At 48.1% G+C, this 24,285-nt stretch carries 20 protein-coding genes; 4 read left to right on the forward strand and 16 right to left on the reverse strand.

Annotation, left to right across the window (positions count from 1 at the left end; translation table 11 throughout):
• Positions 1 to 183: 183 nt before the first annotated feature.
• From MHI38_RS06200 to MHI38_RS06220, 5 genes are all read right to left on the reverse strand, one after another.
• The gene (locus MHI38_RS06200) at positions 184 to 1,401 is read right to left on the reverse strand and encodes an MFS transporter (protein WP_154888344.1); all 1,218 of its coding nucleotides are present in this window, start codon (positions 1,399 to 1,401) and stop codon (positions 184 to 186) included.
• Positions 1,402 to 1,563: 162 nt separating this feature from the next.
• Positions 1,564 to 2,379 carry an ABC transporter permease subunit gene (locus tag MHI38_RS06205; protein WP_154888342.1) on the reverse strand — a complete coding sequence of 272 codons (816 nt, stop codon included), beginning with the start codon at positions 2,377 to 2,379 and terminating at the stop codon, positions 1,564 to 1,566.
• Positions 2,380 to 2,575: 196 nt separating this feature from the next.
• Positions 2,576 to 3,448, reverse strand: a complete 873-nt coding sequence (locus MHI38_RS06210; RefSeq protein ID WP_186375464.1) for a carbohydrate ABC transporter permease — start codon at positions 3,446 to 3,448, stop codon at positions 2,576 to 2,578.
• A gap of 3 nt (positions 3,449 to 3,451) precedes the next feature.
• Positions 3,452 to 4,726, reverse strand: a complete 1,275-nt coding sequence (locus MHI38_RS06215) for an ABC transporter substrate-binding protein (RefSeq protein WP_154888341.1) — start codon at positions 4,724 to 4,726, stop codon at positions 3,452 to 3,454.
• Positions 4,723 to 5,943, reverse strand: a complete 1,221-nt coding sequence (locus MHI38_RS06220) for an LLM class flavin-dependent oxidoreductase (RefSeq protein WP_308723149.1) — start codon at positions 5,941 to 5,943, stop codon at positions 4,723 to 4,725. Before MHI38_RS06220 ends, MHI38_RS06215 begins: the two co-directional genes overlap by 4 nt.
• Before the next feature lie 445 nt (positions 5,944 to 6,388).
• Between MHI38_RS06220 and MHI38_RS06225 the strand changes: the two genes are divergently transcribed.
• Both MHI38_RS06225 and MHI38_RS06230 read left to right on the forward strand, forming a co-directional pair.
• Positions 6,389 to 7,264, forward strand: a complete 876-nt coding sequence (locus tag MHI38_RS06225; RefSeq protein WP_341181053.1) for a helix-turn-helix transcriptional regulator — start codon at positions 6,389 to 6,391, stop codon at positions 7,262 to 7,264.
• Positions 7,265 to 7,500: 236 nt separating this feature from the next.
• On the forward strand, positions 7,501 to 7,974 hold the full coding sequence (locus MHI38_RS06230; protein ID WP_336120313.1) for a stalk domain-containing protein: 474 nt from the start codon (positions 7,501 to 7,503) through the stop codon (positions 7,972 to 7,974).
• A 72-nt stretch (positions 7,975 to 8,046) separates the two neighbouring features.
• Here MHI38_RS06230 and MHI38_RS06235 read toward each other — a convergent pair whose 3' ends face one another.
• The 7 genes from MHI38_RS06235 to MHI38_RS06265 all read right to left on the reverse strand — a co-directional run bounded on the left by MHI38_RS06235 (position 8,047) and on the right by MHI38_RS06265 (position 16,867).
• Entirely contained in the window at positions 8,047 to 8,391 is a 345-nt protein-coding gene (locus tag MHI38_RS06235; RefSeq protein ID WP_336120314.1) for a DUF3139 domain-containing protein, read from the reverse strand.
• 131 nt (positions 8,392 to 8,522) lie between these two features.
• Complete coding sequence (locus MHI38_RS06240; protein ID WP_336120315.1) at positions 8,523 to 9,470, reverse strand: hypothetical protein; 948 nt, start codon at positions 9,468 to 9,470, stop codon at positions 8,523 to 8,525.
• 8 nt (positions 9,471 to 9,478) lie between these two features.
• A complete protein-coding gene (locus tag MHI38_RS06245) occupies positions 9,479 to 10,846 on the reverse strand; it encodes a nucleotide sugar dehydrogenase (RefSeq protein ID WP_336120316.1) in 1,368 nt (455 codons plus the stop codon).
• A 270-nt stretch (positions 10,847 to 11,116) separates the two neighbouring features.
• On the reverse strand, positions 11,117 to 11,920 hold the full coding sequence (locus tag MHI38_RS06250) for a response regulator transcription factor (RefSeq protein ID WP_308723153.1): 804 nt from the start codon (positions 11,918 to 11,920) through the stop codon (positions 11,117 to 11,119).
• Between the two features lie 39 nt (positions 11,921 to 11,959).
• Complete coding sequence (locus MHI38_RS06255) at positions 11,960 to 13,360, reverse strand: glycosyltransferase family 2 protein (RefSeq protein ID WP_186809635.1); 1,401 nt, start codon at positions 13,358 to 13,360, stop codon at positions 11,960 to 11,962.
• Between the two features lie 22 nt (positions 13,361 to 13,382).
• Positions 13,383 to 14,594, reverse strand: coding sequence for a HEAT repeat domain-containing protein (locus MHI38_RS06260; RefSeq protein ID WP_154888335.1), 1,212 nt, complete (start codon positions 14,592 to 14,594; stop codon positions 13,383 to 13,385).
• 47 nt (positions 14,595 to 14,641) lie between these two features.
• A complete protein-coding gene (locus tag MHI38_RS06265) occupies positions 14,642 to 16,867 on the reverse strand; it encodes a hypothetical protein (protein WP_308723154.1) in 2,226 nt (741 codons plus the stop codon).
• An 869-nt stretch (positions 16,868 to 17,736) separates the two neighbouring features.
• Between MHI38_RS06265 and MHI38_RS06270 the strand changes: the two genes are divergently transcribed.
• Together MHI38_RS06270 and MHI38_RS06275 are read left to right on the forward strand one after the other, a co-directional pair.
• Positions 17,737 to 18,981: a DNA polymerase IV gene (locus tag MHI38_RS06270; RefSeq protein WP_090922681.1), complete on the forward strand. Its 1,245-nt coding sequence runs from the start codon at positions 17,737 to 17,739 to the stop codon at positions 18,979 to 18,981.
• Positions 18,978 to 19,331 (forward strand): YolD-like family protein, encoded by a 354-nt coding sequence (locus tag MHI38_RS06275; RefSeq protein ID WP_090922683.1) that lies wholly within the window; start codon positions 18,978 to 18,980, stop codon positions 19,329 to 19,331. Before MHI38_RS06270 ends, MHI38_RS06275 begins: the two co-directional genes overlap by 4 nt.
• Positions 19,332 to 19,567: 236 nt before the next feature.
• Here MHI38_RS06275 and glsA read toward each other — a convergent pair whose 3' ends face one another.
• The 4 genes from glsA to MHI38_RS06295 all read right to left on the reverse strand — a co-directional run bounded on the left by glsA (position 19,568) and on the right by MHI38_RS06295 (position 24,242).
• On the reverse strand, positions 19,568 to 20,509 hold the full coding sequence (gene glsA, locus MHI38_RS06280) for a glutaminase A (RefSeq protein ID WP_090922686.1): 942 nt from the start codon (positions 20,507 to 20,509) through the stop codon (positions 19,568 to 19,570).
• A 273-nt stretch (positions 20,510 to 20,782) separates the two neighbouring features.
• Positions 20,783 to 21,961 (reverse strand): LOG family protein, encoded by a 1,179-nt coding sequence (locus MHI38_RS06285; protein ID WP_308723156.1) that lies wholly within the window; start codon positions 21,959 to 21,961, stop codon positions 20,783 to 20,785.
• Positions 21,962 to 22,084: 123 nt separating this feature from the next.
• The gene (locus MHI38_RS06290; RefSeq protein ID WP_090922690.1) at positions 22,085 to 22,567 is read right to left on the reverse strand and encodes a GNAT family N-acetyltransferase; all 483 of its coding nucleotides are present in this window, start codon (positions 22,565 to 22,567) and stop codon (positions 22,085 to 22,087) included.
• 364 nt (positions 22,568 to 22,931) lie between these two features.
• Entirely contained in the window at positions 22,932 to 24,242 is a 1,311-nt protein-coding gene (locus tag MHI38_RS06295; protein ID WP_373323287.1) for an L-lactate MFS transporter, read from the reverse strand.
• Positions 24,243 to 24,285: the final 43 nt, after the last annotated feature.

The following is a 24,285-nucleotide window of genomic DNA, read 5'->3' on the forward strand; positions in this document are numbered from 1 at the left end:
TTGCCCGTCTATCGGACCGATGGAGCATGAAAAAATGAGTCCTGTGCAGATCAAAAAGAGGCATGAGCCCATGGTCGTATCAGGGCCACACCTCTTCTTATATCAACCTTGTACCGCTTGTCCATCCACCATTTTCGTAGGCAAACAGACCCGCACAAAAGTTGCGCTAAAATTTTCTGAACATTACTCGGCGAGTTCCTGCCCTTTCGTTTCCCGACCCCAGAACAGCACAGCAGCTGCTCCAATGAGAATTGTCACGAAGAAAATGGTGAAAATCAGGCTGATTGGAACTGCCTTCTGAACAAGCATACCTACCATAAATGGTGCAAGTACGCCCCCGATCCGGCCTACCGATGTAGCTAGTCCAACGCCTGTGGAACGAACCGAAGTCGGATACAATTCAGGGCTGTATGCGTACAGTCCGCCCCAAGCTCCCAGGTTGAAGAACGATAAGCAGATTCCGGCGGCCAAAATGGTCGCTTCGGTTGTAGCCAGTCCAAAGGCAATCGCACTGAACGCAGTCAAAGTAAGGTACACGACAAGTACGAATTTGCGGCCAAAACGTTCAATGAAATACGCAGCAGTGAAGTAACCTGGCAACTGTGCGATCGTCATGATCAACACATACTGGAAACTTTTGACCAACGTAAAGCCTTTCGCCATCACAACCGAAGGCAACCACAAGAACATGCCATAATACGAGAAAATAACGGTAAACCACAAAATCCATAGCATTAATGTGGTGCGGCGATGCGGTGCGGACCACACCGTGGCAACCTTCTCGCGGAACATGATTTTATGCAATTTCGTGTGATTCTTGTACCGCGGAGGATCTTGGATGGCACGGCGTAAATACAGCGCGTAGAACGCCGGAAGAGCTCCAATAGCAAATGCAATTCTCCATCCGTACTCTGGAATGACAAAGTTGGCAATCAGCGCCGATACAATCCAGCCCCCTGCCCAGAAACTTTCCAATAATACAACGGCACGTCCACGTTCCGCTGTAGGCATCGATTCCGATACCAGCGTAGATGCTACGGGCAGCTCGCCGCCAAGACCGATCCCTGCAACGAGACGTAGTGCACACAAGACTGCAAAACCAGTAGCGAGTGCTGATAGACCGCTTGCAATCGTAAAGATCAGCAACGTCCACATCAGAATCGCTTTTCGTCCAAAACGGTCTGCAAGTGCACCTGCAAGCAGGGCACCCAGTGCCATCCCGATAGAGTTGATACTTGTCAGCACCCCGACTTGTCCGGGACTAAGACTCCACTCCTTCGCGAGTGCAGCTACGATAAAGGAGATCATGCCGACCTCCATCGCATCAAACAGCCAGCTCATGCCGGCACTGAACAGCAGCTTGCGCTGCTTGGGATTCCGCAACACTTCCAATTTACTCATCAGATTATAGCTCCCTTGATCTCTATGTAGTCATCCTGACACTAAACCATTATTATGCAGAATGAACCAGAAATCAATGCAAAATACGACGTGACGCCAATTTACAACGAATATAAAACGAACTCGATTTTGTAAAGGATCTCTCAGTCTTCTTCTCGCCCCTCAACCTTTAAGGGAACCAGCGGTCAGACCTGCGACGAAATAACGCTGAAGTAGCAAGAACAGCACAATCATCGGGATCGCTGTCACTAGAACACCAGTCAGCATCATCGGATAATTCGTCACGTACTCCCCGCGGAATTGCATCAGGGCAAGTGGCAAGGTCAGCTTGGACTTGCTGGTAAGCATAAGCATTGGAATGAGCAAGTCATTCCAGACCATCACCAGCAGGAACGTTGCCGTTGCCGCCAGTGAAGGTGCTGCCAGTGGCAGAGCAATTCGGGTGAAGAGTCTCCACTCGTTTGCGCCATCCATACTACCTGCTTCCAAAATTTCCGAATTCAACATACGCATAAAACCCGTCAGCATGAACACAGAAACGGGCATCAGCATGGCCGCCGACACGATAATCAAGCCCGTCAGACTGTCCGACCATCCGAGCGTACGTGTGAGGGAATAGATCGGCAACATGCTGACCTGGGACGGTACGATTAGGCCAGCAACAAAGAGTGCAAACACTATTTTGCCTACGTTGCCGCCCCAGCGTACAATGGCGTACGCAATCATGCTACTTAGCAACAGTTCAATCGCAACTGTGCCGAGCGTCACAATCATACTGTTCCCGAAGTATTGCCACATCGGCTGATTACAGAACAAACCCGTCACATTATCCCACGTAAACGGCTCCGGCCAGCTGAATGGACTGGTGAAGAAATTACTGCTTGTTTTGAACGAAGATACAAATACAAAGTACAATGGTACAAGAATCAGTAGCGCGTACACGAATAGGATCAGCCGATTGAACCATTTTAAAACCATACAAATTCCCCCCTTCCTCATCTTCTTAACCTACACTTATAACTACTCTCTGCATTCAACATTAGCATCAACTAGCTCGTATTTTTCGAACACAGCTCTCGATTCTCTACAATGGCTCTTTCACATACTCTTGTATACATTTTGACTTGCCATATCTCGCCGATAACGCTGACGAAAAGAAGCCATCGTTTATCCGTTAATAGCTCACCCGGTCGGCACGGAGCGCCTTGAACTGTAATAGCGTCAGCAACGCGAGCAACACCAGGAAGATCATCGAACCGGCAGAAGCCAGACCAAACGAATAGCTGCCAAAAGCCGTATGATAAATATATGTGGTCAAAATTTCAGTGGCGTAGTTTGGGCCTCCATCCGTCATCGTGAAAATAAGATCAAAGGCCTTGAACGACTGGATGGTCGTATAGGCTACCACAATCGTTGCCGAAGGAGCCAGCAGCGGCCAGGTCACGGTGCGGAATACCTGCCATTTGCTCCCGCCGTCCATACGTGCCGCTTCATACAGTTCTGCCGGAATGCCTTGCAGACCTGCGATGAACACAATCATCATCTGCCCTGCATGAGCCCAGACCTGCACCGCAGCGATAGAGAAGATCGCAATCTTCGGATCACCGATCCAGTTACGAGCAATACTGCTCATGCCCGCCTCGTTTAATCCGTAATTGATCAGTCCAATGGACGGGTCATACATGAAGGCCCAGATCAGACCAACCGATACCGACGACAGAATCGCCGGCAGGAAATACAGCGCCCGAAGTACCACTTTTGTCTTGGTATTGCGTACCAGAAGCAGGGCTAGAACGAGTGAAATAAAAGTTTGTGCGATGACAACGGTTAACATAAACTCCACGTTATTGCCGAAGGCTTTGCGAAATACGATGCTGCTGAGACTGTCCTTGTAATTATCCAGCCCTACAAATGCATACGACGGGGATACCCCGTCCCAATCCGTAAAGGAGTAGAACAGCCCCGTCAATGTAGGAAATACGAACAATCCAACGTACAGCAGCAATCCGGGTAACAGAAACAGGGATAGCTGAATACGGTTTTTCATCGTTTATTTCCCGATATGCTGATCAATGATCGCTTGTGCTTGCTGTGCGGCTTCTTCTGGAGAAGTACCGCTTAACACGGCCTGAATGGAGTTGGTTACCGCCTTCTGGTTGTCTCCATTCAGAATGGTAAACCGTGGCTGGAACACGGTCTTTTTGTTCGCCCATTCTCCTGCAACTTGAAGCTCTGCTGTATCATACTTCACGTCATTCACCGTTACATTTTGTCCTGTCTGGTTGGCGTATGCCCCAGCTACATCCGGTTTGCTCAGGAATTCAAGGAATTTCTTCGCTTCTTCCGGGTGTTTCGATTTACTGTTTACCGCAAGCATGAATGTGGTCGTATGCACTCCCTCATATTTCGCCTGGTCGGCACTTACCGTAATCGGTGCGAGCAACTTTTGCTCGAGATTCGGGTTTTGTTGTTTGTTCTGAGCAAGTTGATACGATCCACTTGCAAGCATCGCTGCTTTTTCCTGAATAAATAGTGCACCTGCTGCCGGGTCTTTCGTACCCAGTGCATCCTGCTGGAAGTATCCTTTATCGTTCAGTTCCTTGATTTGCGTCAACGTTTTCACCCAGAACTCATCTGTCAGTTTGGCTTCGCCCGCTTCAACTTTGGTAAAAATGTCGTCACTCGGTGCATTGTTCATCACCATCGTATTCATGAATTGACCCGGACCAATGTCCGCTCCGGCAAAGGCAATCGGAATAATGCCATTGTCTTTCAGTTTTTGGCACAGCGCCAGGAACCCTTCCCAATCTTTCGGTGGGGTCAGGCCGTACTTTTCAAACAGTTTAACGTTATAGATTGGATCGTTATATACAAGTTGGTACGGAATCGCATATTGTTTGCCATCATGCTGTCCAGCTTCAATCAGTTTCGGATTGTAAGCCGACAGGAAGGATGATCCCGTCAGATCCGTAAACAGTCCGGCTTTGCTGAACGCTTGGAACTGAGCACCAGGGAAAGATGCAAACACATCCCCTGTGGAGCCGTCGCTGATTTTGGATTGCACAGTGGATTGGTACTGATCCGATGGGAGCGTCTGCATCTCCACATGGATGTTCGGGTTTTCTTTTTCAAACGCGTCGATCGTCTTGTTAAATGCTTCAGAATCTTCGCCGCGCCAGTGCATGAAGCTGATGGTTACTTTACCTGAACCTGAGGAGCCGTTCTCTCCGGATGCCGCATTATTTCCACCGCCGCAAGCGGACAGCAGGATGGACATCACCAGCATACTGACAAGCGGCAGGATCATTTTTTTCGTTTTTTTCATGAAAGACGACCTCCTAAGTTAGCAGTAATAGAATGTTGTTTCTGTCTTGTTTTCCATTTCTCGCGGATGATGGGCATCACGGTCTTGCCGAAGATTTCGGCTTCTTCCAGATGCGGATAACCGGATAGAATAAATGTCGTCACGCCCAAGTCTCCGTATTCCATCAAACGTTCTGCCACCTGCTCCGCTGTACCCACGATGAGGATGGCTCCACCGGAACGCACCACCGACAAACCAGTCCACAGGTTCGGCCCAACGACAAACTGCTGTTTTTCGGACAGTTCCCGGAGCTCATTCTGTCTGCGCTGATTGGTGGCATCCGTTTCGGCGAATGCGGCTTTGGCCTTTTCAATCGCTTCCGGTGGTACTTTGCTGATAATATCCCATGCCGCTGCCCATGCCTCTTCTTCCGTATCCCGAATGAGCACCTGAGCACGCATACCGTAACGGAGCTGACGATCTTGACCCGTCTCCTCTTTTACCTGCTCTCGAATGACTTCGATCTCTTCAATCTGTTCCTGAATCCAGTCATGCGGCTCGCCCCACATCAGGAAGGTATCTGCATGTTCAACGGCCACTCGCTTGGCAATCGGAGAACTTCCTCCAAGATAAAATGGAGGGTATGGCTTCTGTACCGTCTCCGGCATGCCTACCGGGCCTTTGAAGTTGTAATATTGACCGTTGAATTCAGGATTTGGTTCGCTGGATGCATCTGCACCTGATTGTGCGCCACTTCCGGCGAATTCCGTCAGATTCAGTCCCGTCGACTGCGTCCACGAACGCTTCATGACTTCCATATACTCGCTTGCGCGAACATACCGTTCATCATGCGCATGTGCCAGCGGATCACCGAGTTCTTCCAGATCTCGAACCGAACTGCCTGTAACTACGTTAATCATGGCGCGACCGCCAGAGAGCTGATCCAGTGCAGCACCCATACGAGCCGCGAGTACGGGTGTCACCAGACCCGGGCGAATCGCTACAAGGGGACGCAATGTCTTGGTGTGACTCATTACCGCCGAGCCGACCACCCATGCGTCCAGACAGGCTCCCCCTGTCGGAATGAGTACAAATTCGAATCCGGCCGTTTCCGCCGTCTGTGCCACCTGCACCAGATAATCCAGACTTGCTTCACGTTCCGGCTCTACACCTACATACTTCCCATCTCCAGCGGTGGGTAAAAACCATCCAAATTTCATCTCTTCCTGTTCGCTCATTCACGTCAGTCCCTTCTATGGATAATTGCTTTATAAAGTTCCACTCAAACACTTCGGTTACAGAAAACCTTTCGAGCACTCTTGTCCCCAGATTTCTTCTCATTTCCCTTTTATGGGGGAAATCCGGTGACAAAGGCGCACGCTTCGCTTCTTCAGGTCTTTTCTGCACCCTCCGTTGTCGTGTCATTTTGTAAAACAATTTAGCAACCATAATAATCACAAATGCCGATTAATTAACTTGGTTTAATAGGTATGGACATCATATCAATTGATTTGTCTGTGATCAATGTCATTTCGCGGCAATTTATTTTTGTCATTTTGTGGTCATTTTTCAAATTCAGGTTTACCTGATCTTGAATTTATATAAAACCCACCTGTATAATAGGTTATAAATGAATCTTTTAGATGATATCGACGATACTTATACAATAAAGAGGTGTTCCTGGTGACCGAGCTTGAGCGCATGAAGGAGGACCACCACGAGTTTTTGGATATTCTATTTTTCACTCCGTCTGAATTTGAGAAGGCCAGCGGTGCATGGCCGTTACGCATTGGCCATAACATTGCCAAAAGCAATTATCATATAGGTCCTCGAACTACGCCTTATCATTATTTGTTATTTGTGCTGGAGGGCGAAGGCTCATTCATTCAGAACGGACAGCAGTATCCCTTGCGAGCAAAAGATGCCTTCTGTCTGTTTCCACATGTGACGCATGAGTACTGGACAGATCCCGACCATCCTTTGCAGAAAATATTTATTGCCTTTGACGGAGCATATGCCGCTGAACTGCTCTCCCGAATTGGCTTAAGTCCTGAAAATCCGTACCGTTCAGGTGTACTCACGCCCGAAACAGCTAGCAACATGCGTTCATTTATGGAGGACGTTCGTAAACCGCAGGACAGTGCCAGTGATTTGGGGCGACTGATCCGGTTTCTCAGCCTTTTCGACCGCATTGCACGCTCTCCGGCGAACAAAGACTTGCAACCGGATGTAGCCACCCCCTGGCTTCAAAAAGGTAAAGAGTACATTGAACTTCATTTTGCAGGCGGCATTTCGGTGGAGGGTGTGTCTGCCCATGCAGGGGTGGATCGAACCCATTTTGCCAAACAGTTTCGTAAAGCCTACGGCTTGTCCCCTGTGCAATATATCCAGCAACTCAAAATGAAGCAAGCCAAACTCCTGCTTGTGCAGACCACGCTGAGTTTAACGGAGGTGGCTCATTCCGTAGGTTATCCGGATTTATTTTCGTTCTCCAAAGCTTTTAAAAAGCAAGTTGGCTTACCTCCCAACCGCTACCGAACAACGACAACAGAACAGTAGATTGATTAGATTAGTTGGTTAAGAGAACCGGCGCACTAACGTAACACTTTCCTGTTCTCAAGCGCAAAAATAACCTGAATAAGGCAAGCCCCTTCACTATGCGAGTGATCGGGATTTGCCTTATTCAGTACGAAAAAATCTCATCTTTCACTTCCTAAAAACTTACTCCCAACATATGTAACTTATGTACCGGTTCTTACGTTAATTCTAATGAATATACCAAAGGAGTGGTTATCATGCGTATTTCCAAGTTTTTAGTGGTGACTGTGCTAACTCTTGCTATGGCTGGCTTCAGTTCATCCGTAAATGCGGCTTCTCTCTCCGCTTCCGGCTCAACGGTAAACATCAAATCCAATGTGTTGGGCGAAAAATCATTTACAGGTCTGATTGTTAAAGGGCACACCTACGTTGATCTCGACGGATTCGTGAATTGCCTTCCGTTCCAAATTAATTCCAAAGCGTTATCCTTTCAATCCGAAACCAAAACGTTTAAGGTACTCAATGAAGACTTTGCAATTCCTACCCCAGAATTACAGTTCAAGGTTGGAAGTGATACGTTCCAGCACAATGATAAGTCATTTCGATTAAGTGATCCCGTTCTTTTGATTCAAAACCGCATTTATTTTCCGCTAAAAGATATCGTTTCGGTCTACGACATTAATGTTTCTTATAACTCTCAGACGAAAACGGTACAAGTGAGTAAAGAGTAACTTACGCTACACCTGGTTCACAAAGGTAGAATGTTACCAAAACGGGGAACAAGCGCACCAGTTGGGACGCTTTTATCTAATCGGAGACTCCAGATGTATAGGATTATCGCCCGAATAACTGTACTGCTCAATGTGCCCGTCCTTGAAAATGATGTAATGATACTTATCATTAGGCTGATCAGCGAATGTTACGGAAGCACCATAAGGAGCCTCTGAGCTTGTGAAGGAATAATTACCCGTTATATCTATCATTTCCTCAGAAGAATATCGCTTTTGTTGAATTAAATAAGCCCTCACTTTCTCTTCAGCATCATTCATTTTGATCGGATTACCAAATAAACTGAAGTACACCCAACCTGATATCACCACAACTAACGCTAAAGTAGCAATCCAACTGATTTTCACTCTTTTCGACATAGAGAAACCTCCATTTCTACACTTTCTCATTCCCTAAATAATATAAAAATCCCTTCTGAGCTACACACAGCAGGAACGAATACCTGCTGCTTTGCCCAGAAGGGATTATCAACTAAACGTTAAAGGTTGTGTTATTGTTTCTGATGTTGTGATTCTTCCTTCGTTTCCCCGGTCTTTCGCGCCAGCGGAATGCCATTTTGCTTCGCATACCACGCCTCATAATGATGCACAGCCACACCTGCAAACGATGAATGCGAGGCACCGAGTTCAAACACCTTCTGCATCTCTTCGTCCATATTGCTGATGGGCTTGCGGAAAAAGGTCAAGTGATCTCCCTCGTGTGTATCCGCGAGTTCTGCTCCAATCCAGACTTTCTTGCCCAGATCATCCGCTTCAGCCAGCTCTTCCTTGGACAGATCGTACATCTGCTGCCCGCTATCCCGATAAGCCATAATAGCTACCGCATCGAAACGGGAGATGACCCAGCGACTGAACGTCTCCTTGCCTCCAGCAGACTGCCGGGCATCCAGCCAGAATGGAATCGCTGCACTCATATATAGTCCTGCTTCCTTTCCGGCTTCCGTCCAGACCTCCATATTGTTCTGCCACTCGGCAATGACACTGCTCTGCTCGTTCTCCCAGCGTTTTAACTGGTATGGCTCGACATCGAGCTGAATGCCTTCAAAGCGTTCATTCTTCGCAGAAGAAGAATTGTATGCCCGCACGCGTTCAATAAAAGCAAGTCCTTCTGCGCGCTTCTCGCGATAAGCCCAGTCGGCATGACCGTTCAGCGCGTGCACTTCGATCTCGGCATTGGTTGCAGCCGCAATGAACTTGCGATAAGCCGCATCGGGCACCTCATCCTGAACTTGCAGGAAAATGGTATCCACGCCCTGTTCCTTGGAGAACGCGATAATCTCAGGTGTCTGCTTCATAATGATCGACGTATCCCACAGCCAGGTTGCCTTGTGTTCCTCATGCGAAAACCATTTGAACAGCCAGGACAGGAGCAGCAGGCAGAACACCACAGCCACAATAGCCCATTTCGCCTTACCTGCCAACTTGCCCTGTATTCTCATCGGTCGCCTCAGACGAGAACCGCTTCACTTGGTGCAAACACAGGATGTTGTACCGAGTGACCGATCTTGTAAATATGTGAGTGATTGTACGTGCGGAATGCATTACGTGTATCCAGAATTGGTACACCCAGTTCCGCAATATCATAATAAGGCAAGTCGCTGTGGTTGGTGATCAGCACGATGCAATCGTACGTTTTGAACTGCTCCAGGTTAAAGGCTTGGCTGTGCACGTTTTCGCCATGTTTGTCTTTGAATGATTCTGCATGCGGGTCGTAATAGTTAACGTTTGCGCCGCTTTCCTTGAACAGCTCGTATACTTCCAGTCCCGGTGATTCACGCAGATCGGCAATGTTCGGTTTGTACGACATGCCAAGCAGCAGAATGTTCGATTTACGAACAGACTTCGCGTATTCATTCAGGATTGTTGACGTTTTATTCAGTACATAGTACGGCATATTGTCATTGGTGGATTGCGCCAGTTCAATAAATTTGCTATAAAAACGGAATCCTTTGGCCTTCCACGACAGATACATCGGGTCGAGCGGGATGCAGTGTCCGCCAATACCCGGACCTGGATAGAATGGCATAAAGCCAAACGGTTTCGTCGCAGCCGCGTCAATAACCTCCCAAATATCGATGCCCATGCGATCACACATCATCGCCATTTCATTGACAAAGGCAATGTTGACACTGCGAAATGTGTTTTCCAGCAATTTGGACATTTCCGCTACTTTAGGTGAAGATACCGGAACTACAGTCTCTACATATTTGCTGTACAGCGCAGTGCCTAGTTTCAGACAAGCTTCCGTTGTACCGCCGATGACCTTCGGTGTATTAAATGTGGTGAAACGACCGTTGGATGGGTCCACTCGCTCAGGTGAGAAGCACAGGAAATAGTCTTTGCCCGCCTCATGTCCGATTTTGTCCAGCTCCTGCTGGATCAACTCTTCCGTTGTACCTGGATACGTCGTACTTTCCAGTGTGATCAGCATACCTGGTTTCATATGCAGTTTAATCTGATCCACAACCGTCTCGATATAAGAGGTATCCGGGTCCTGGTTTTCGCTGAGCGGTGTCGGTACGCAAATACTCAGTGCGTCAATGACACGCAACATGCTGTAGTCTGTTGTTGGCTGAAAGCGGCCGCTTTGCATTACTTTTTTCAATTCGTCGGACGAAATATCGTGAATATAGGAATCTCCATTGTAGATGCTGTCGACTTTGGAAGCATCCAGGTCGATACCAATGACGGTAAATCCTTGGTTGACCATCTCCACCGCAAGGGGAAGGCCGACGTAACCGAGGCCGACAACGCCCAGTACCGCTTCTTTATTTTCGATCGCGTTCAGTAAAGTGTGAAATTGTTGATTCTCCATGATATTCCCTCCGCGCAATATATTTGATTGTTTATATGATCTGAACTAAGGAGATTTACACGGACACTCCGATGACAGAATAAACTTCCCATCGCTGTTATCCCCAGATTTTTTGATTCCCTTTTGTTAAAGGGAAAATCCGGTGATAAAGGCGACCGCTTCGCTTTTTCAGTTTTTTTCTGTCCTCTCCGTTAATGTGTAAATAAACTAGTCCAAATCATATAGATGTGGTTGTAACTGTAATCGTTGTGACTCTAATCTACTTATCTTCTAGTGCAGGCAACGTCTGATCCGGGCGTCCAGCTCCACAGGAGAGAAAGGCTTGGTCATATAATCGTCTACACCGCTACTGAAACATTGGCTGATCGTCTGCTCCACCCGCTGTTCGGTCAATACGACGATTTTAGGCGGTTGCTCCATCTCCAGCTTCTGGATATGGTGAATGAATGGAAGCCCATCGATGCCATACAGATTCAGCTCGGTCAGCACGAGGTCAGGGGTCACTTTCTCGATCAGGTCGAGTGCAGCGAGTCCATCCACTGCTTCATAGGTTTCATATCCCTGCATTTTCAAACGCAGCTGCAAAAATTCTCGAACCGTCGGATCATTATCCACGATCAGAATCCGTTCGGGGGCATCCGCCGTATGTTCCAGCGTATAGATATGAATTTCCGATGAATCCACAAGCTTCGAAGATTCGGCCATATGCTGAATCGTTGCCTTTGAAGGGCGCTCCTCCGGCGGGAAACTGGCCAGTGTGATCTGCGGATCAGCACCAGGAGCACTCTCTTGCAACTCATGCTTGATACGAAGTCCTTCATAATGAACTTCATCGAGCGTAAGCCCTGGAAGCAGCACAGCAATTGCCTGTGTATGACTATCCTGCCATACCTGGAACGACGTATATCCCGCCTGCTCCAGATGTGTCCTGACCTGCTGCTCCGGCTGAACCTGACCTGCACAGTGAATGAACATTAAACCACAAGCTTCGGCACCCGTTTCCTTCAATCCCTGTTCTACATTGCGGTACACATTAACGGCAGCCTCACGCTGCAATGTCGCCGTATTTGGCATGTTCTTTTCCACCCTTCTATACTATTGTTACTGTATTACTTAAGCCGCTTTGCTCGCGTCCTTGGATTCCTCAGACCAGCTTTGGCGTGTCATCGTGCCCCAGGAATTGTTGTTTTGCAAAAACTGAATGTGTCCCTGCAATCTCCACAGCACGCCGAGTTGATGATATCCCACAAATTTCAGGGCGGAGTAGACCAGCATTTTGACCAGATCGGACAGCTTGTTATACCGTTTAAACGCAATTTCCTCCAGAATCAACGCCCCTACACTCAGCAGATATCCACTCACAAAGTTCAGCAAGCCAAACAAAACGAGGATCGGCCACTGGGTCATGTCCAGAAGCACATATCCAGCCAGAGCGATCAGTCCGGTAATGCGGAAATACGGATTCAGTGCTTCGAAAATAACGTTATATGGCATGGTGATTAACCCCATAACCTTATATTTCGGATTAAACAGCATGCCGCGATTTTCCAGCATGTTTTTCAGATTCCCGCGGCCCCAGCGTTTGCGTTGGCTAGACAAAATGCGGTACGAATCCGGCGCTTGTGTCCAGCACACCGCTTCAGGACAGAAAGCGACGCGGTATTTGAGTTTATTTTCCAGCATATAGCGGTGAAGCTTGATAATAATGTTCATGTCCTCACCTGGATAACCGTCGCGGTATCCACCTACGGCGATAACAGCATCCTTACGGAACATGCCGAATGCGCCAGAGACGATGATCAGACCGTTCATGTGACTCCAGCCAATTCGTCCGCCGAGGAAAGCTTTCAAATACTCAATAGATTGGAACATCGGCCAAATCTTACGCGGCAAGGATACGTCCTGAACCGCACCGTTTTCGATTTTGCAGCCGTTGGCAATCCGGACATCCCCACCAATCGCAACAGTCTCTTCCGGATTCTCCATATACATGCGTGCCATGCGGATCAAAGCATCTTTCTCCAGAAGTGAATCGGCATCGATGGAAGAGATCAGCGGATAATGGGACAAATTAATCCCTGCGTTGAGGGAGTCGGCCTTACCGCCATTCTCCTTGTCGATGACATACAGATCCGGGAAGTCCGGGTTATGATAGATGCCGCGAATCTTCTGACAGGAGATTTTTCCGCGAATTTGCGTATTCGGCACCGGCTTCAGCCGGTATTCTTCCAGCAACACCTTCAAAGTGGAGTCGTTCGAACCATCATTAATGACAATGACTTCATACGTTGGATAGTTCAGTGTCATGAGGCAGTTTACATTTTCAATAATCGTCAGTTCCTCGTTGTACGCTGGCACCAGCAGGGATACCGAAGGAACCAGTTCCGAGCCGGATAACGTGTTGTACTTGGAGTAATGTGACCTCCGGAAGATCGTCCAGATGTTACGAAATGATAAGGCCAGTATGGAAAAATAAAGCGTATTAACAAACACCACATAATAGATGGCGACCATACCGTAGATTAGCAATAAATCTCTAAGCAGTGTAATCCCCTCCTACTGTTGCAACGCCTGTGCGTTTCTTGGTTGTACGGTTTTCGCCGCGCACCGGGCCAAAATAACGTTCGTACAGCAGTCTTTTTTTGTTATGTGCAATCATCTGCTCTACCGCCTTGTGGTCGGTTCCCGAATGCTGCATCGTGCTCTCGATCTGCTGCATGGCAATCTCGCGCTCTGCACCCGTTCCTTGCACTGCTGCCTGACACAAAGCTTCGAATCCCGGTTCGCCCAGCTTACTCAAACTTTCCGCGCTGTTATAGCGAACTCTCCAGTCTTCATCGCGAAGTGCCTTGCGCAGCAACGGGATGCTGCCTGATGCATGCTTCAAACCAAGTGCCTGTACCACTTCCGCCCGAACTTCCGGATCGGTGTCCTGGATCAGCTTCAGAATCGTCTCATCCTTAAGTGCTGGACTTGCACTGAGATACAGCTTCACTGCTTCGGCACGAACATCCTCATGCTCTGCTCCGACGAGTCTGTGGAGTGCAGGCATTACTTCCGGCACCGCTTGTCCCCACATCGCCACAAGTCCTACTTTGACAAAATCAGGGTTGCGATCCTCAAGCAATTCGATCAACACACGACTCGTATCCAGGTTTGCTTCCAATAAGATGTCCGCTGCCAGATGATGAATCGATTTTCCTTTCGTTAAAAGCAGTGTAAGCATGTCTTTCAACTCGCCATGCCGGGTTGTACATCTCGCAATCGAACGTCCAATCATGATAGCCATCGGACCCGGCTTCTCATCCTTGAGAAGCTCCATTAAACCTGGAACTGCTTCGGGACAGCGCATGCCTCCGAGACGATATGCTGCATCAATCTGACGTCCGTAACGCAGACGGCCCAGCTCTTTCAGATCGTGTTCGACGAATCCGGCCTCGCGGCACAGTTCGATCAGCTTGTCACGATACTCTCCCTTGAACTGGTCAATCCATTCAATCAGCTTGTCCTGAATAACCCGTCTTTCTAGTGGAGCAAGCTTGCCTGGCGGCAGCTTGAGTGGGCTGTTCTCCGTCAATGCGGTCTGCAGATACGTGAAGTAGTCTCGTTGCTTCATTTCATACAAAGCGGTTTTGCGTCGTTTGCCGTTGTGGGACATTTTCATGGCAAACAGAACGATGACGCCTACAATCACAAGTGCAATGCAGGCGATCAAAAACCAATAGGCCAAAGCTAAACTCTGGAACATGTGAAAAAGTCCTCCTTTTATACTCGCTTATGATGTTCTATGCTGATTTATTCGATCTGAAAACTAGGCATTTTTTCATAGCTCTGCCGCATTTTCTCATAGCTTAACTTAAGTCTTTCGCTATATTCGACCTGCTCCCAAGGTTTCCAGCTGTAGACGGGTAAAGTTTTCAAATCCAGCGTTGATTGCTCGCCCCCAGGCCAGGATACCTGTTTCGTGGAACGATCCGTCAGCCATGGAACCAGCGTGATACCTTCAACGCTAGTTGTAGAAAACTCCCGACCGTTTTTCAGTGGTCCGTATTCGATGGCCTGCAAGGAGCTCGGATCACCGAAACCAAGCAGCATCCAAGGAATTCGCATTTCCACCTGATTGCCGTTATACTGCCAAGCTGTTAACGAATCGCTGTCTGCCTGTCCTGAAGCTGTCGTACCTCTCTTTAACGTTCCCACGTTCTCCGCCATGAATGGATGCGCTGAACGTGTATCTGGCGGGGTCATCTTCAGACTGACAGCCAGTTCCCACGGATGGAACGGATCAGCTGACTTCAATTGCTCGTCTGGGATCATGTTATATCCGTCCTTGCCATACAGACGCTGATTGAAATCATAGTCCTTCGCAATCTGTACCTGGGACTCGTTATCCTTGCCTAGTGTAATGACCGTTTCCAGTCCATCACTTAGAGTTTTGCCTGGCAACATGTTGCTTGGTTGACTGCCGCCGGTAAGGGTATCTGTTCCAATGCGAAGTACAGTTTTCTCCGGGTCAAATGGCTGATCCAGCGTCAAGCCCACATACAGATAAGCTTCATCATGGGTCACTTTCATCTCCTGAATACCATTCACCTGTCCCTGCCAGACCGTAACTTCTTCATCTTTCAGCTTATCCCAGTCATCCAGCTTGCCATCAATGGTCAGCTGTTCCTGTTTCCCTGGGTCCATGGCCAGCAAACCAAACATCTTTTCGTTGGTTAACACGTTTAGCCAGTACGCCCGGCGATCTGCCGGAATTTCCAGCGGCATCGTGTTCCAGGTCTTTTTGAACCACTCATCCTGCCACATGAACAGAATCGCTCCTGCATAGCCTTCATCATAGATATCCTGCGTAAGCGAAGCATCGATGTCTCCCTGCTGTACCTCGTTATGCCCGCCTTGATTTCGACCACCCATGCCCAGATGAGAAATACCAAGTGAGGACGGCACACCATACTCTGTAATCATTACAGGCATATCGGAAAACTCGGCTTTTAGCTTTTGCAGATAGCTTTTGTACGTGTTGTACTCGCCCTTTTCATCCTTGATGGTTTGCAGTGTCTTATCAATGTGGAACAGATCCGGGTAATACGGGTACACGTGGTAGGCAGCAAAATAACCTCCATCCCATGCTTCCGGCTTAATATGCCGTGCATCCACACTGACGAGATCCTCTTCATAGAGCGGCTCGCCTGGATGATCCAGCACATCGGTTGTAACCCAGTTGGTAAACGTCATCGGATGTTCCCATCCATACTTTTTCTCCTGAACCGCCGTGTAGTCCAGCAACTCTGCTAACCAATTTTCAAACGGTGATGCTTCTGCACTACCGGAAAAGTGAACCCCTTTGTACTGCGGCACATCCGCATGCACCTTATTGGTGTTGTCCACCATCCCCGGGTCCCACTCGGTACCTACATGCCAAGCCATCAAGTATTTTCCGGCATTGGTTCTGTACTTGCCGCTGGACTCTCCGTTCTTGGCAGGAATGTCTGCATCACCGTACACGGCAGATACGGCCTTTTCTATTTCCTGCTTGAACCTCTGTTCAATATGATCGGCATAGGCATCCTGCTTCTCAATCAATTCCTCCTCAGGTGACCATATGCCCTGTATAAAATATAACGGTTGCTCCCGGCCACGATTATAATCGACCAGTGCGGAGTAAAAAATCGGCTGGTGGACGGTATAGACCCTGATCACATTCGCGCCCAAATCCTGAATCTGCTCGAACCAGCGCAGGTAATCCTCCTCGGTGAGCGGGAACTCTCCCGGGTAATGTCCCGGCGAAGTCGCCCCCAGGTTCACCCCTTTAACGAACATTTCCTTCCACGTTCCATCCGGCCCGTATTGCATGAACCGGTCTCCATCGGTCTTGAATTTCATTTCCGTGCCGTTCTCCGCTGTATACGTAACAAGCTTTGGCTGCATGTAATGCCATCCGGCAAGTATTCCGCCAGTCACCACCAATGCGCCTGTCAAAGCTGTCAGTAACCAGCGTCTTCGTCGTTGTCTGCTCATGACTTCTGATTGCTCACCTCTCTAGTATGCATCCTGCTTCCCCATAGATCAGGTTCATGCACTGCACAAACCCATGCAGGAAACATACGATCATTCCGCTTCGGATGTCCGCTTGGTAGAGATGTCAGCGGTGTAGTTCTCACTATAGCGCTAAGCCTCTGCATTGTAACTAGGCTGATGGAAGCAAACATGATATGGAACGTTCTGCCCATACTCAGCCCGTTGAGCCACCCGCCAGCACTCCAAGGCAACAATTCCGTTTGCGGTCTTTTTACATTCGTGATCTGCCGAAAAGCACAGATGAATGCCCTGCTTATCCTGCACATCTTCACGTAATATTGTTATGTGCAACGCGGATACAGGCACTCTTCCCCCGAAAAACATATACCCCATTAAACGCGAGTAACATTTTAAAGTTTCGCGTTTTTTACAGTATTAACCATAAAGATTACAAAATTGATACTATAGTCTGATAACGCATCACTGAAAATCCGCGTCCTATCAAGGTTTTCTGAAAAGTACTGAAAATGAAAAAAGGACATCAGTCCCCCTATCTAGGACTCTGTCCATGAACGACACTTTTACAAAAATCAAAATGAACTACCAGTCATCACCCGTAGGTCACAGATATCTCACATTAAATGTAAAAAGACACATCTTATTTCCTATTTCAGACCTCTGATCTGTCGATCGTATAATTGTGTCCAATTTGCAAAATAATTCCGGTTGCCGCATTTTGAATTGTCCTTTATGCTTATAAAACAAGAACACTTGTTCCATACTGTAAATAAACTGTAAATGAACAGCTCTCTGCAAGGATCAGACGACAGGAGCAACATCAAGAATTGCAGATAAGGAGAGGAAACATCATGCCCCGCCAAGACAGACGTGTCATCATGCTGGCAGACTGCCAGTCATTTTACGCCAGTGTGGAGAAGTCTGCACATCCCGAGTACAAGGATCGCCCCCTCGTTGTAGCTGGTGACCCGGCGAGGCGCTCAGGTATCATTCTGGCGGCGTGTCCTCTCGCCAAGTCCTACGGTATTACAACCGCAGAACGACTGGGAGAGGCGCTTGCCAAATGTCCAGATGTTGTCGTTATTCGCCCAAGAATGGCCGAATACATCCGCGTATCCCTTCATATTACACGTATTCTTCAGTCCTATACCGATCTGGTGGAACCCTACAGCATTGACGAGCAATTTCTCGATGTCACGGGAAGCCTCGATCTGTTCGGCAGTCCCGAAACAATTGCACGCAGCATTCAGTCCAAAGTGATGGATGAAACTGGCGTTTACATTCGCATCGGCATCAGCGATACCAAAGTCGTCAGCAAAATGGCCTGTGACCTGTATGCCAAAAAAGTCCCAGGAGGCATCTATACGCTGCCAAGGAAGGATATGCCCTCCACGATCTGGGAAAAACCTGTACGCGATATGTTCATGGTTGGTTCACGCATGGCACAGCATCTCTACAAAATGGGCGTTCATACGATTGGTGATTTGGCGAATACACCGCTATCCCGGCTCAAGGAGCGGTGGGGTGTAAATGGTGAAGTGTTATGGCGTATCGCCCGTGGTATAGATGATTCTCCGGTAAAACCCGGAACATACACACACCAGCAGCAGGGGATCGGACATCAGATGACGCTACCACGGGATTACGAGACTTGGGAAGAGATTAAGGTTGTGTTGCTGGAGCTCGCGGAACTAGTCAGCCGACGTTCCCGGGACAAATCACTCATGGGGCATGTCGTTTCGGTCGGGTGTCGCGGACAGGATTACGACCGGCCAACCGGTTTTTCCCGTCAGATGAAGGTGAATGAACCGACCAACATCACAGATGAAGTATATGATGCGGCGGCAGCTCTGTTTCTGCGCCATTGGGACGGATTACCCATAAGACGCATCCATGTGTCGCTGAGCGGACTTGTACCCGATTCAGAAGTACAACTGTCCTGGTTTGACGACCGCGAACGCAAGAGAGAACTGGAGCGAGCCACGGATGATATCAAGCGCAAGTTCGGAGATACCGCCATCATGCGTGCCTCATCCCTGTGCTCATCCGCTCAGGCGCAAGATCGTTCTCATAAAATTGGAGGTCACTATAGATGAGTAAAAAATTGCAACAAAACGGACTTTTTGAATCCTCACGCATGATGCTTCCCGAACATCGGGAAGCCTATATTCTTCATCAGGAGCAGCTTGCCCCCCGCACGCGTCCCTCCCTGGATGCCCAGGCCGCAGATGAAATGTCCCGTTTGCTGAGCAACTCCATGGTACTTGGCGACCGCGTTACGATCACGCTGTTCCACGAGCATGATGACATTTCTTATACCGGACGTGTGCTCCGATTGGATCGCCCCGCCCGTACACTCAGACTGCTAACCGATGACGGGAATCGGGATCTTCAGATGAATCTCATTACAGGTGTGACCCCAGCAGGTGAATGGATGGATGAATAAACATGTGAGTGATGTAGCAAAATGAGCATTTGTTCACATATAGACATAGTGGGAACCCATTGATAGATGTAGCAGCTTCACGTTGTGCAGGACCGTATCCCTACGATATTCTATGGTAATAAAAAAGCAGCCGACAAACGATATCCGTACATCCGCCTCGTTCAAAAGAAGCACAATGTTCGAAATCTGATTCATCCACTGCATATAAGGGTAGCTATTACGTTGCTTTTTTAATATTAGAAGAAACTCCAGTCGAACTCCTTGGACAGACGCTCAAGCAGATGAACGCCAGCGAGGCTGTTGCCTTTGCGATTAAGTGCCGGGCCAACCACACCGATGCCGAATTGTCCCGGAACAAGCGTCAGTATTCCACCAGAAACACCGCTTTTGGCGGGCAAACCAACCTCGATGGCAAATTCACCAGAAGCATTGTACATCCCGCAGGTAGTCATAAAGGTCTTGGCGATCTGCACATAACGACGGGGAATGAGTTCTTCGCCGGTAATCGGATCGGTTCCATCATGAGCGAGAACAAGCGCCATGCGAGCTAGATCAGCACAGGTGACTTCAATAGAACAATGACGGAAATAAACAGCCAGCACATCTTCCACATCATCTTTGATCACACCGTTATGTTTGAGGAAATAGGCGAGAGAGCGGTTCAGATGGCCACTTTCCGATTCGGAGCGAAAAACGTCTTCGTTATAACCCAATCGTTCATTATTCGCTAACTTGCGGAAAAATTCGAGAATACGGCGGGACTTCTCTTCCTTACAGTCCCCACCAACAAGAGAGGATACGGTGATCGCACCCGCATTAATGAGAGGATTAAACGGAATACCTGGTTCAACCAGTTCCAGCTTGATCATGGAGTCGTAATCATCACCCGTTGGTTCTTTTCCTACATTAAAGAAGACCGCCTCTTCCCCGTGATCCATCAGGGCCAGAATGAGGGTGAACACTTTGGAGATACTTTGCATCGTAAAAGGAACTCCGCAATCGCCGGCAGACACATGGTTACCTTCCGCGTCCATGATATGTATTCCCAGATCGTCCTGAGATGCTTTGACCAGTTCCGGAATATAGGAAGCTACTTTCCCCTGTCCCGTATGCAGGCGGCTGGTCTCCAGCCACTCGGGCAACAGAGCATTCAGTCGTTCCATCGTTGAATCACTCATATGTCATCTCCTCCACGTTTATCTATAGAAGTATCTTACACGAGATACTAGTCCTGCAATACAACGGAGCGCTGTACTCAGGCAAGACACCTTATACTCCTTATTCTATCCTATGCATTACCCTGTGGTACGTGAAGTTACACGAATTTCTACCGGGAAAACAAAAAAGCTGCTAGAGTAACAGCTTTTTTGGGGACTTTGTTCTATTCTCTGAATCAGGTCGTTCATGGATTACGATGGGGACTGTTCCTTCATTTTTCCTAATTCCATGAATCATATTTCAGTCTTGTTCCCTCGCTGGTTAACAAAATCTTCCGCTCTTTCAGCCATAAGCTCCGAATCAATATTGCTAATGCCAATTCTGGCAAGTTTGTGCACGACCTGACTCGCGGATTGTGCATTTTCAATAATGATGTTTACGGCTTCATCAGCATCATCGACAACGCGAATATAACGTTTGAATTCCTCTTCTGTCATATTTTTCGTACCGACAAAAAGTTGGTAAAGCAAACCCATCACTGGCATGTGCAGCCTTTTATCAGGGGTCTCTGAATTGGTCCAGAACTGGCTGTCAAGAAACAGCATTGAAGTAATTGGAGCCTTATTATACGCGTCATTCTCACGGTAATAGACTTGAGCAGCGTCCTGGAACACTTCCTGGATTGTGCCTCCCCGCCCCTCCGAAAAAATGATACCGCATGAAGCGAGTGTAAGAAGTACATCTTCCCGTATACTATTGAGAAAGTATTTCGCAACGTGGGTAGCAAACGGAGTAAAAGGCTCGTGGCCATAATGCCAGGTCGGCAGTGCCAAACTGCAATTGAGTGGGCTGAGTTGATCCTTGAGTCCATTTGCTATTTCCCATGCGGGAAGCATCCATTTATGGAGTTTGCTTAACAGTTCTTCATTAAAGGTCTGTCCATCTTTACCGATAATATCGCTCATGTTTTGCGGGAATTCAGCGAACGGTTCCTCTGCCAAACGATTTATTGCAGATTCAAGGCAGTCTGCAGACCGTCCAGCGTGAAGAGCACCAAGATGTGTTGCTTCCATACAACCAGGTCCACCACCGCTAACGACAATAAAGCCAGATTCTGATAGCTTCTGGGCAATTCGTGCTACTTTACGATAGGTTTCGCTTCCACGTTTCTCCCGATGTCCTCCCATGATTGCAACAGGACGACGGCCTGCCTGTAACTCCGTTGCCAGAAATCCGTTCATTTCACGTACAACGGATGTATCATGTACAGCCTCCATCATCGCAGCATAAGGATCTGAGACGGTTGTACCTCCTTGTTGATGAAAATATGTTAAACACCGGAAATCTGGCGTGACTAATAGACTCCGTGCATCATCCACATTAAAACCCTTAAGCAACTCAAAGGGAGTATAAAGCTTATCATGAATAGGGTTAAACGGAGGATGCGTAATCCATTCCAATGACTTTATCATATGCTCTCCTTTTACATGTAATTTAGGGCCATTCTCTATCTAATATAGATTGCACAGAAAAAAGCCGCTTTATAAGCGGCTACAGCATGTTTAAGCATATACTTTCATGTGTATCTAACGTCTTTATCTGTTAGGACGCAGATTCAACTCCAGAATCTCCCCAGGCAAACCGTCGTAATCTCCCACCCATGTTGATTCAAAGTTCTGTCTAAGCAAAATCTGACGGGATGCCGCATTGGAAGGATCAATAACGGCATATAGAACCTCAATGCCTGCAGCCTGAGCCTGAATAATCAGGCGGGACGCGATAGCTGTACCCTGACCTTTGCCCCAATGCTCCGGTAGAATCATATACCCCATCTCTGCCCGGCTTGGGTTATCTTCATCCAGAATCAATTTGGCGTAGGCCACACCCGCATCATCCTGCGTGGTCACTCGATAGTGCCCGCATAAAGAACGAAGGTTATAATCTAGCATGGAATCGAACTGTGTTCTCGCTTCCGGCTCCGGGATCGCCCGCTCGGTAATCTGCTTCATGACGTCCTCATTGGAAACGAGTGCATAATAATGTTCAAAGTCCGGTTCTGTGTATTTTACAAAGTTCATGAATATGCCTCCTCAGGATAGATCATTTCAATGTCATCGTGTCGCATACCGTATATATCATTTTATAGCGCGTCATCGAGTACAGTTTTGCTTTGATTCACCTAAAGTATAACAGAAGCAAAGGTAGCAATGCACATCTTGGGATGTACGTCAGCGTGGTTATGTCGCTCTTGCACTTGGCAACAAGGCTTTTGGGATTTGTGAAGCTTTTGAAAAAGGTAAAAACGGCCTCATCTGAGACCGCTTGCCATTAATCTAATCTAACTTTTGGTATTCGTTCTTAGCCCAATGCCGTGTCCAATCACTAGGTCTCTGTGATGTTGTGATACGTATATATGGATCTGTACAACGATATAACTACAACTTAGCTTGCCCGCGATGACGGGTTGAACTGCATCTGTTTATTATGGGAATCACGTGCCCGCAGGCTTGTACCTGGAGGTGTGATGATCAGTGCCATCAGCAGTGATACCGCACAGAGTACCGCAATGACGATAAAGGTAAGATGGAAACCACCCAGCAACGCGCTGATAAATGATCCGGCCAGAGCACCGAATCCGAACCCTTGATAAATGACGCCGTAGTTTTTGCTCTGGTTTTTCAACCCGAAGTAATCGGCCACAATGGCTGGGAACACGGTAATGTTACCCCCAAAGCAGAAGGCAATCGCTGCCACACAAGCGAAGAAGATTCCAAAGTTCAGCGGCACCAGACTCAGCGTCATAACAGCCACGGCTGTTACGAGCAACGCTCCGGCGATGACTTTCATCCGTCCTACTTTATCCGACAAGGCTCCCAGAATTATACGACCCGCTGTGTTAAAAATAGCGACCATGGCCACCGCATTCGCTGCCGTTGCCACGTTAAGACCTGCGAGCTGTACGCCAATATCTTTGACAATGCCGATCAGGTACAGACCGCTCATACATGCTGTGAAGAAAATACCGAAAAGCATATACGCCTCTTTTGTGCGAAGCATTTCTTTAACTGTATATTCATGATGGACTTCTGAAGGTTCACTGACCGCGCCCTCTTTGGCATTCACCGGAGACTGTTCACGAACCACCGCTTCACGGATCAGGAATGATCCGGCAACAACCAGTACAAGAACGATTATCCCCCAGTACATAAAGGCTTGCGCTGGGCCAACCGCACTAATCAGGGCGGAGTTCACATATTTGAACAATAGACTACCGGTACCAAAAGCACCTACCGAAATACCCGAGATCAGACCTTTACGTTCAGGGAACCACTTGATCAGATTGGATAGAGAAGTGATATATGCTGTGCCGTCCGCAAAACCAACCACAAACCCAGCCAGCAGATACAGCAGCGTTAACGAGCTCACCTGAGAACTTAGAATAAGTCCAAGCCCGAGTACCACCCCGGCTACACGGATCAAACGCCGAAGCCCCCAGCGCTCTTGCAATCGGCCCGCAAACAAGGTAGCAAATGCCAAAGCAAAACTCGTTATCGAAAAAGTTATCGCGACCGAGCTGACGTCCCATCCGAAACGATCAGACAGCGGTTGATTAAATAAACTCCAAGTGTAAATGGTGCCGAGTCCCATTTGTACAATAATTGTACCCAGTACAATAAGCCAGCGGTTCATGGATAAAGATGATGTCGTGGTTGAATTCAATGCTGATGAAGCGGATGAAATAGCTGCTTTCATCGTAATCTCCCCTTTGCCGATGTCTGTGACATGTTGAACATTC

It is taken from the genome of Paenibacillus sp. FSL K6-1558, assembly GCF_038002565.1.
Lineage (GTDB): Bacteria > Bacillota > Bacilli > Paenibacillales > Paenibacillaceae > Paenibacillus > Paenibacillus polysaccharolyticus.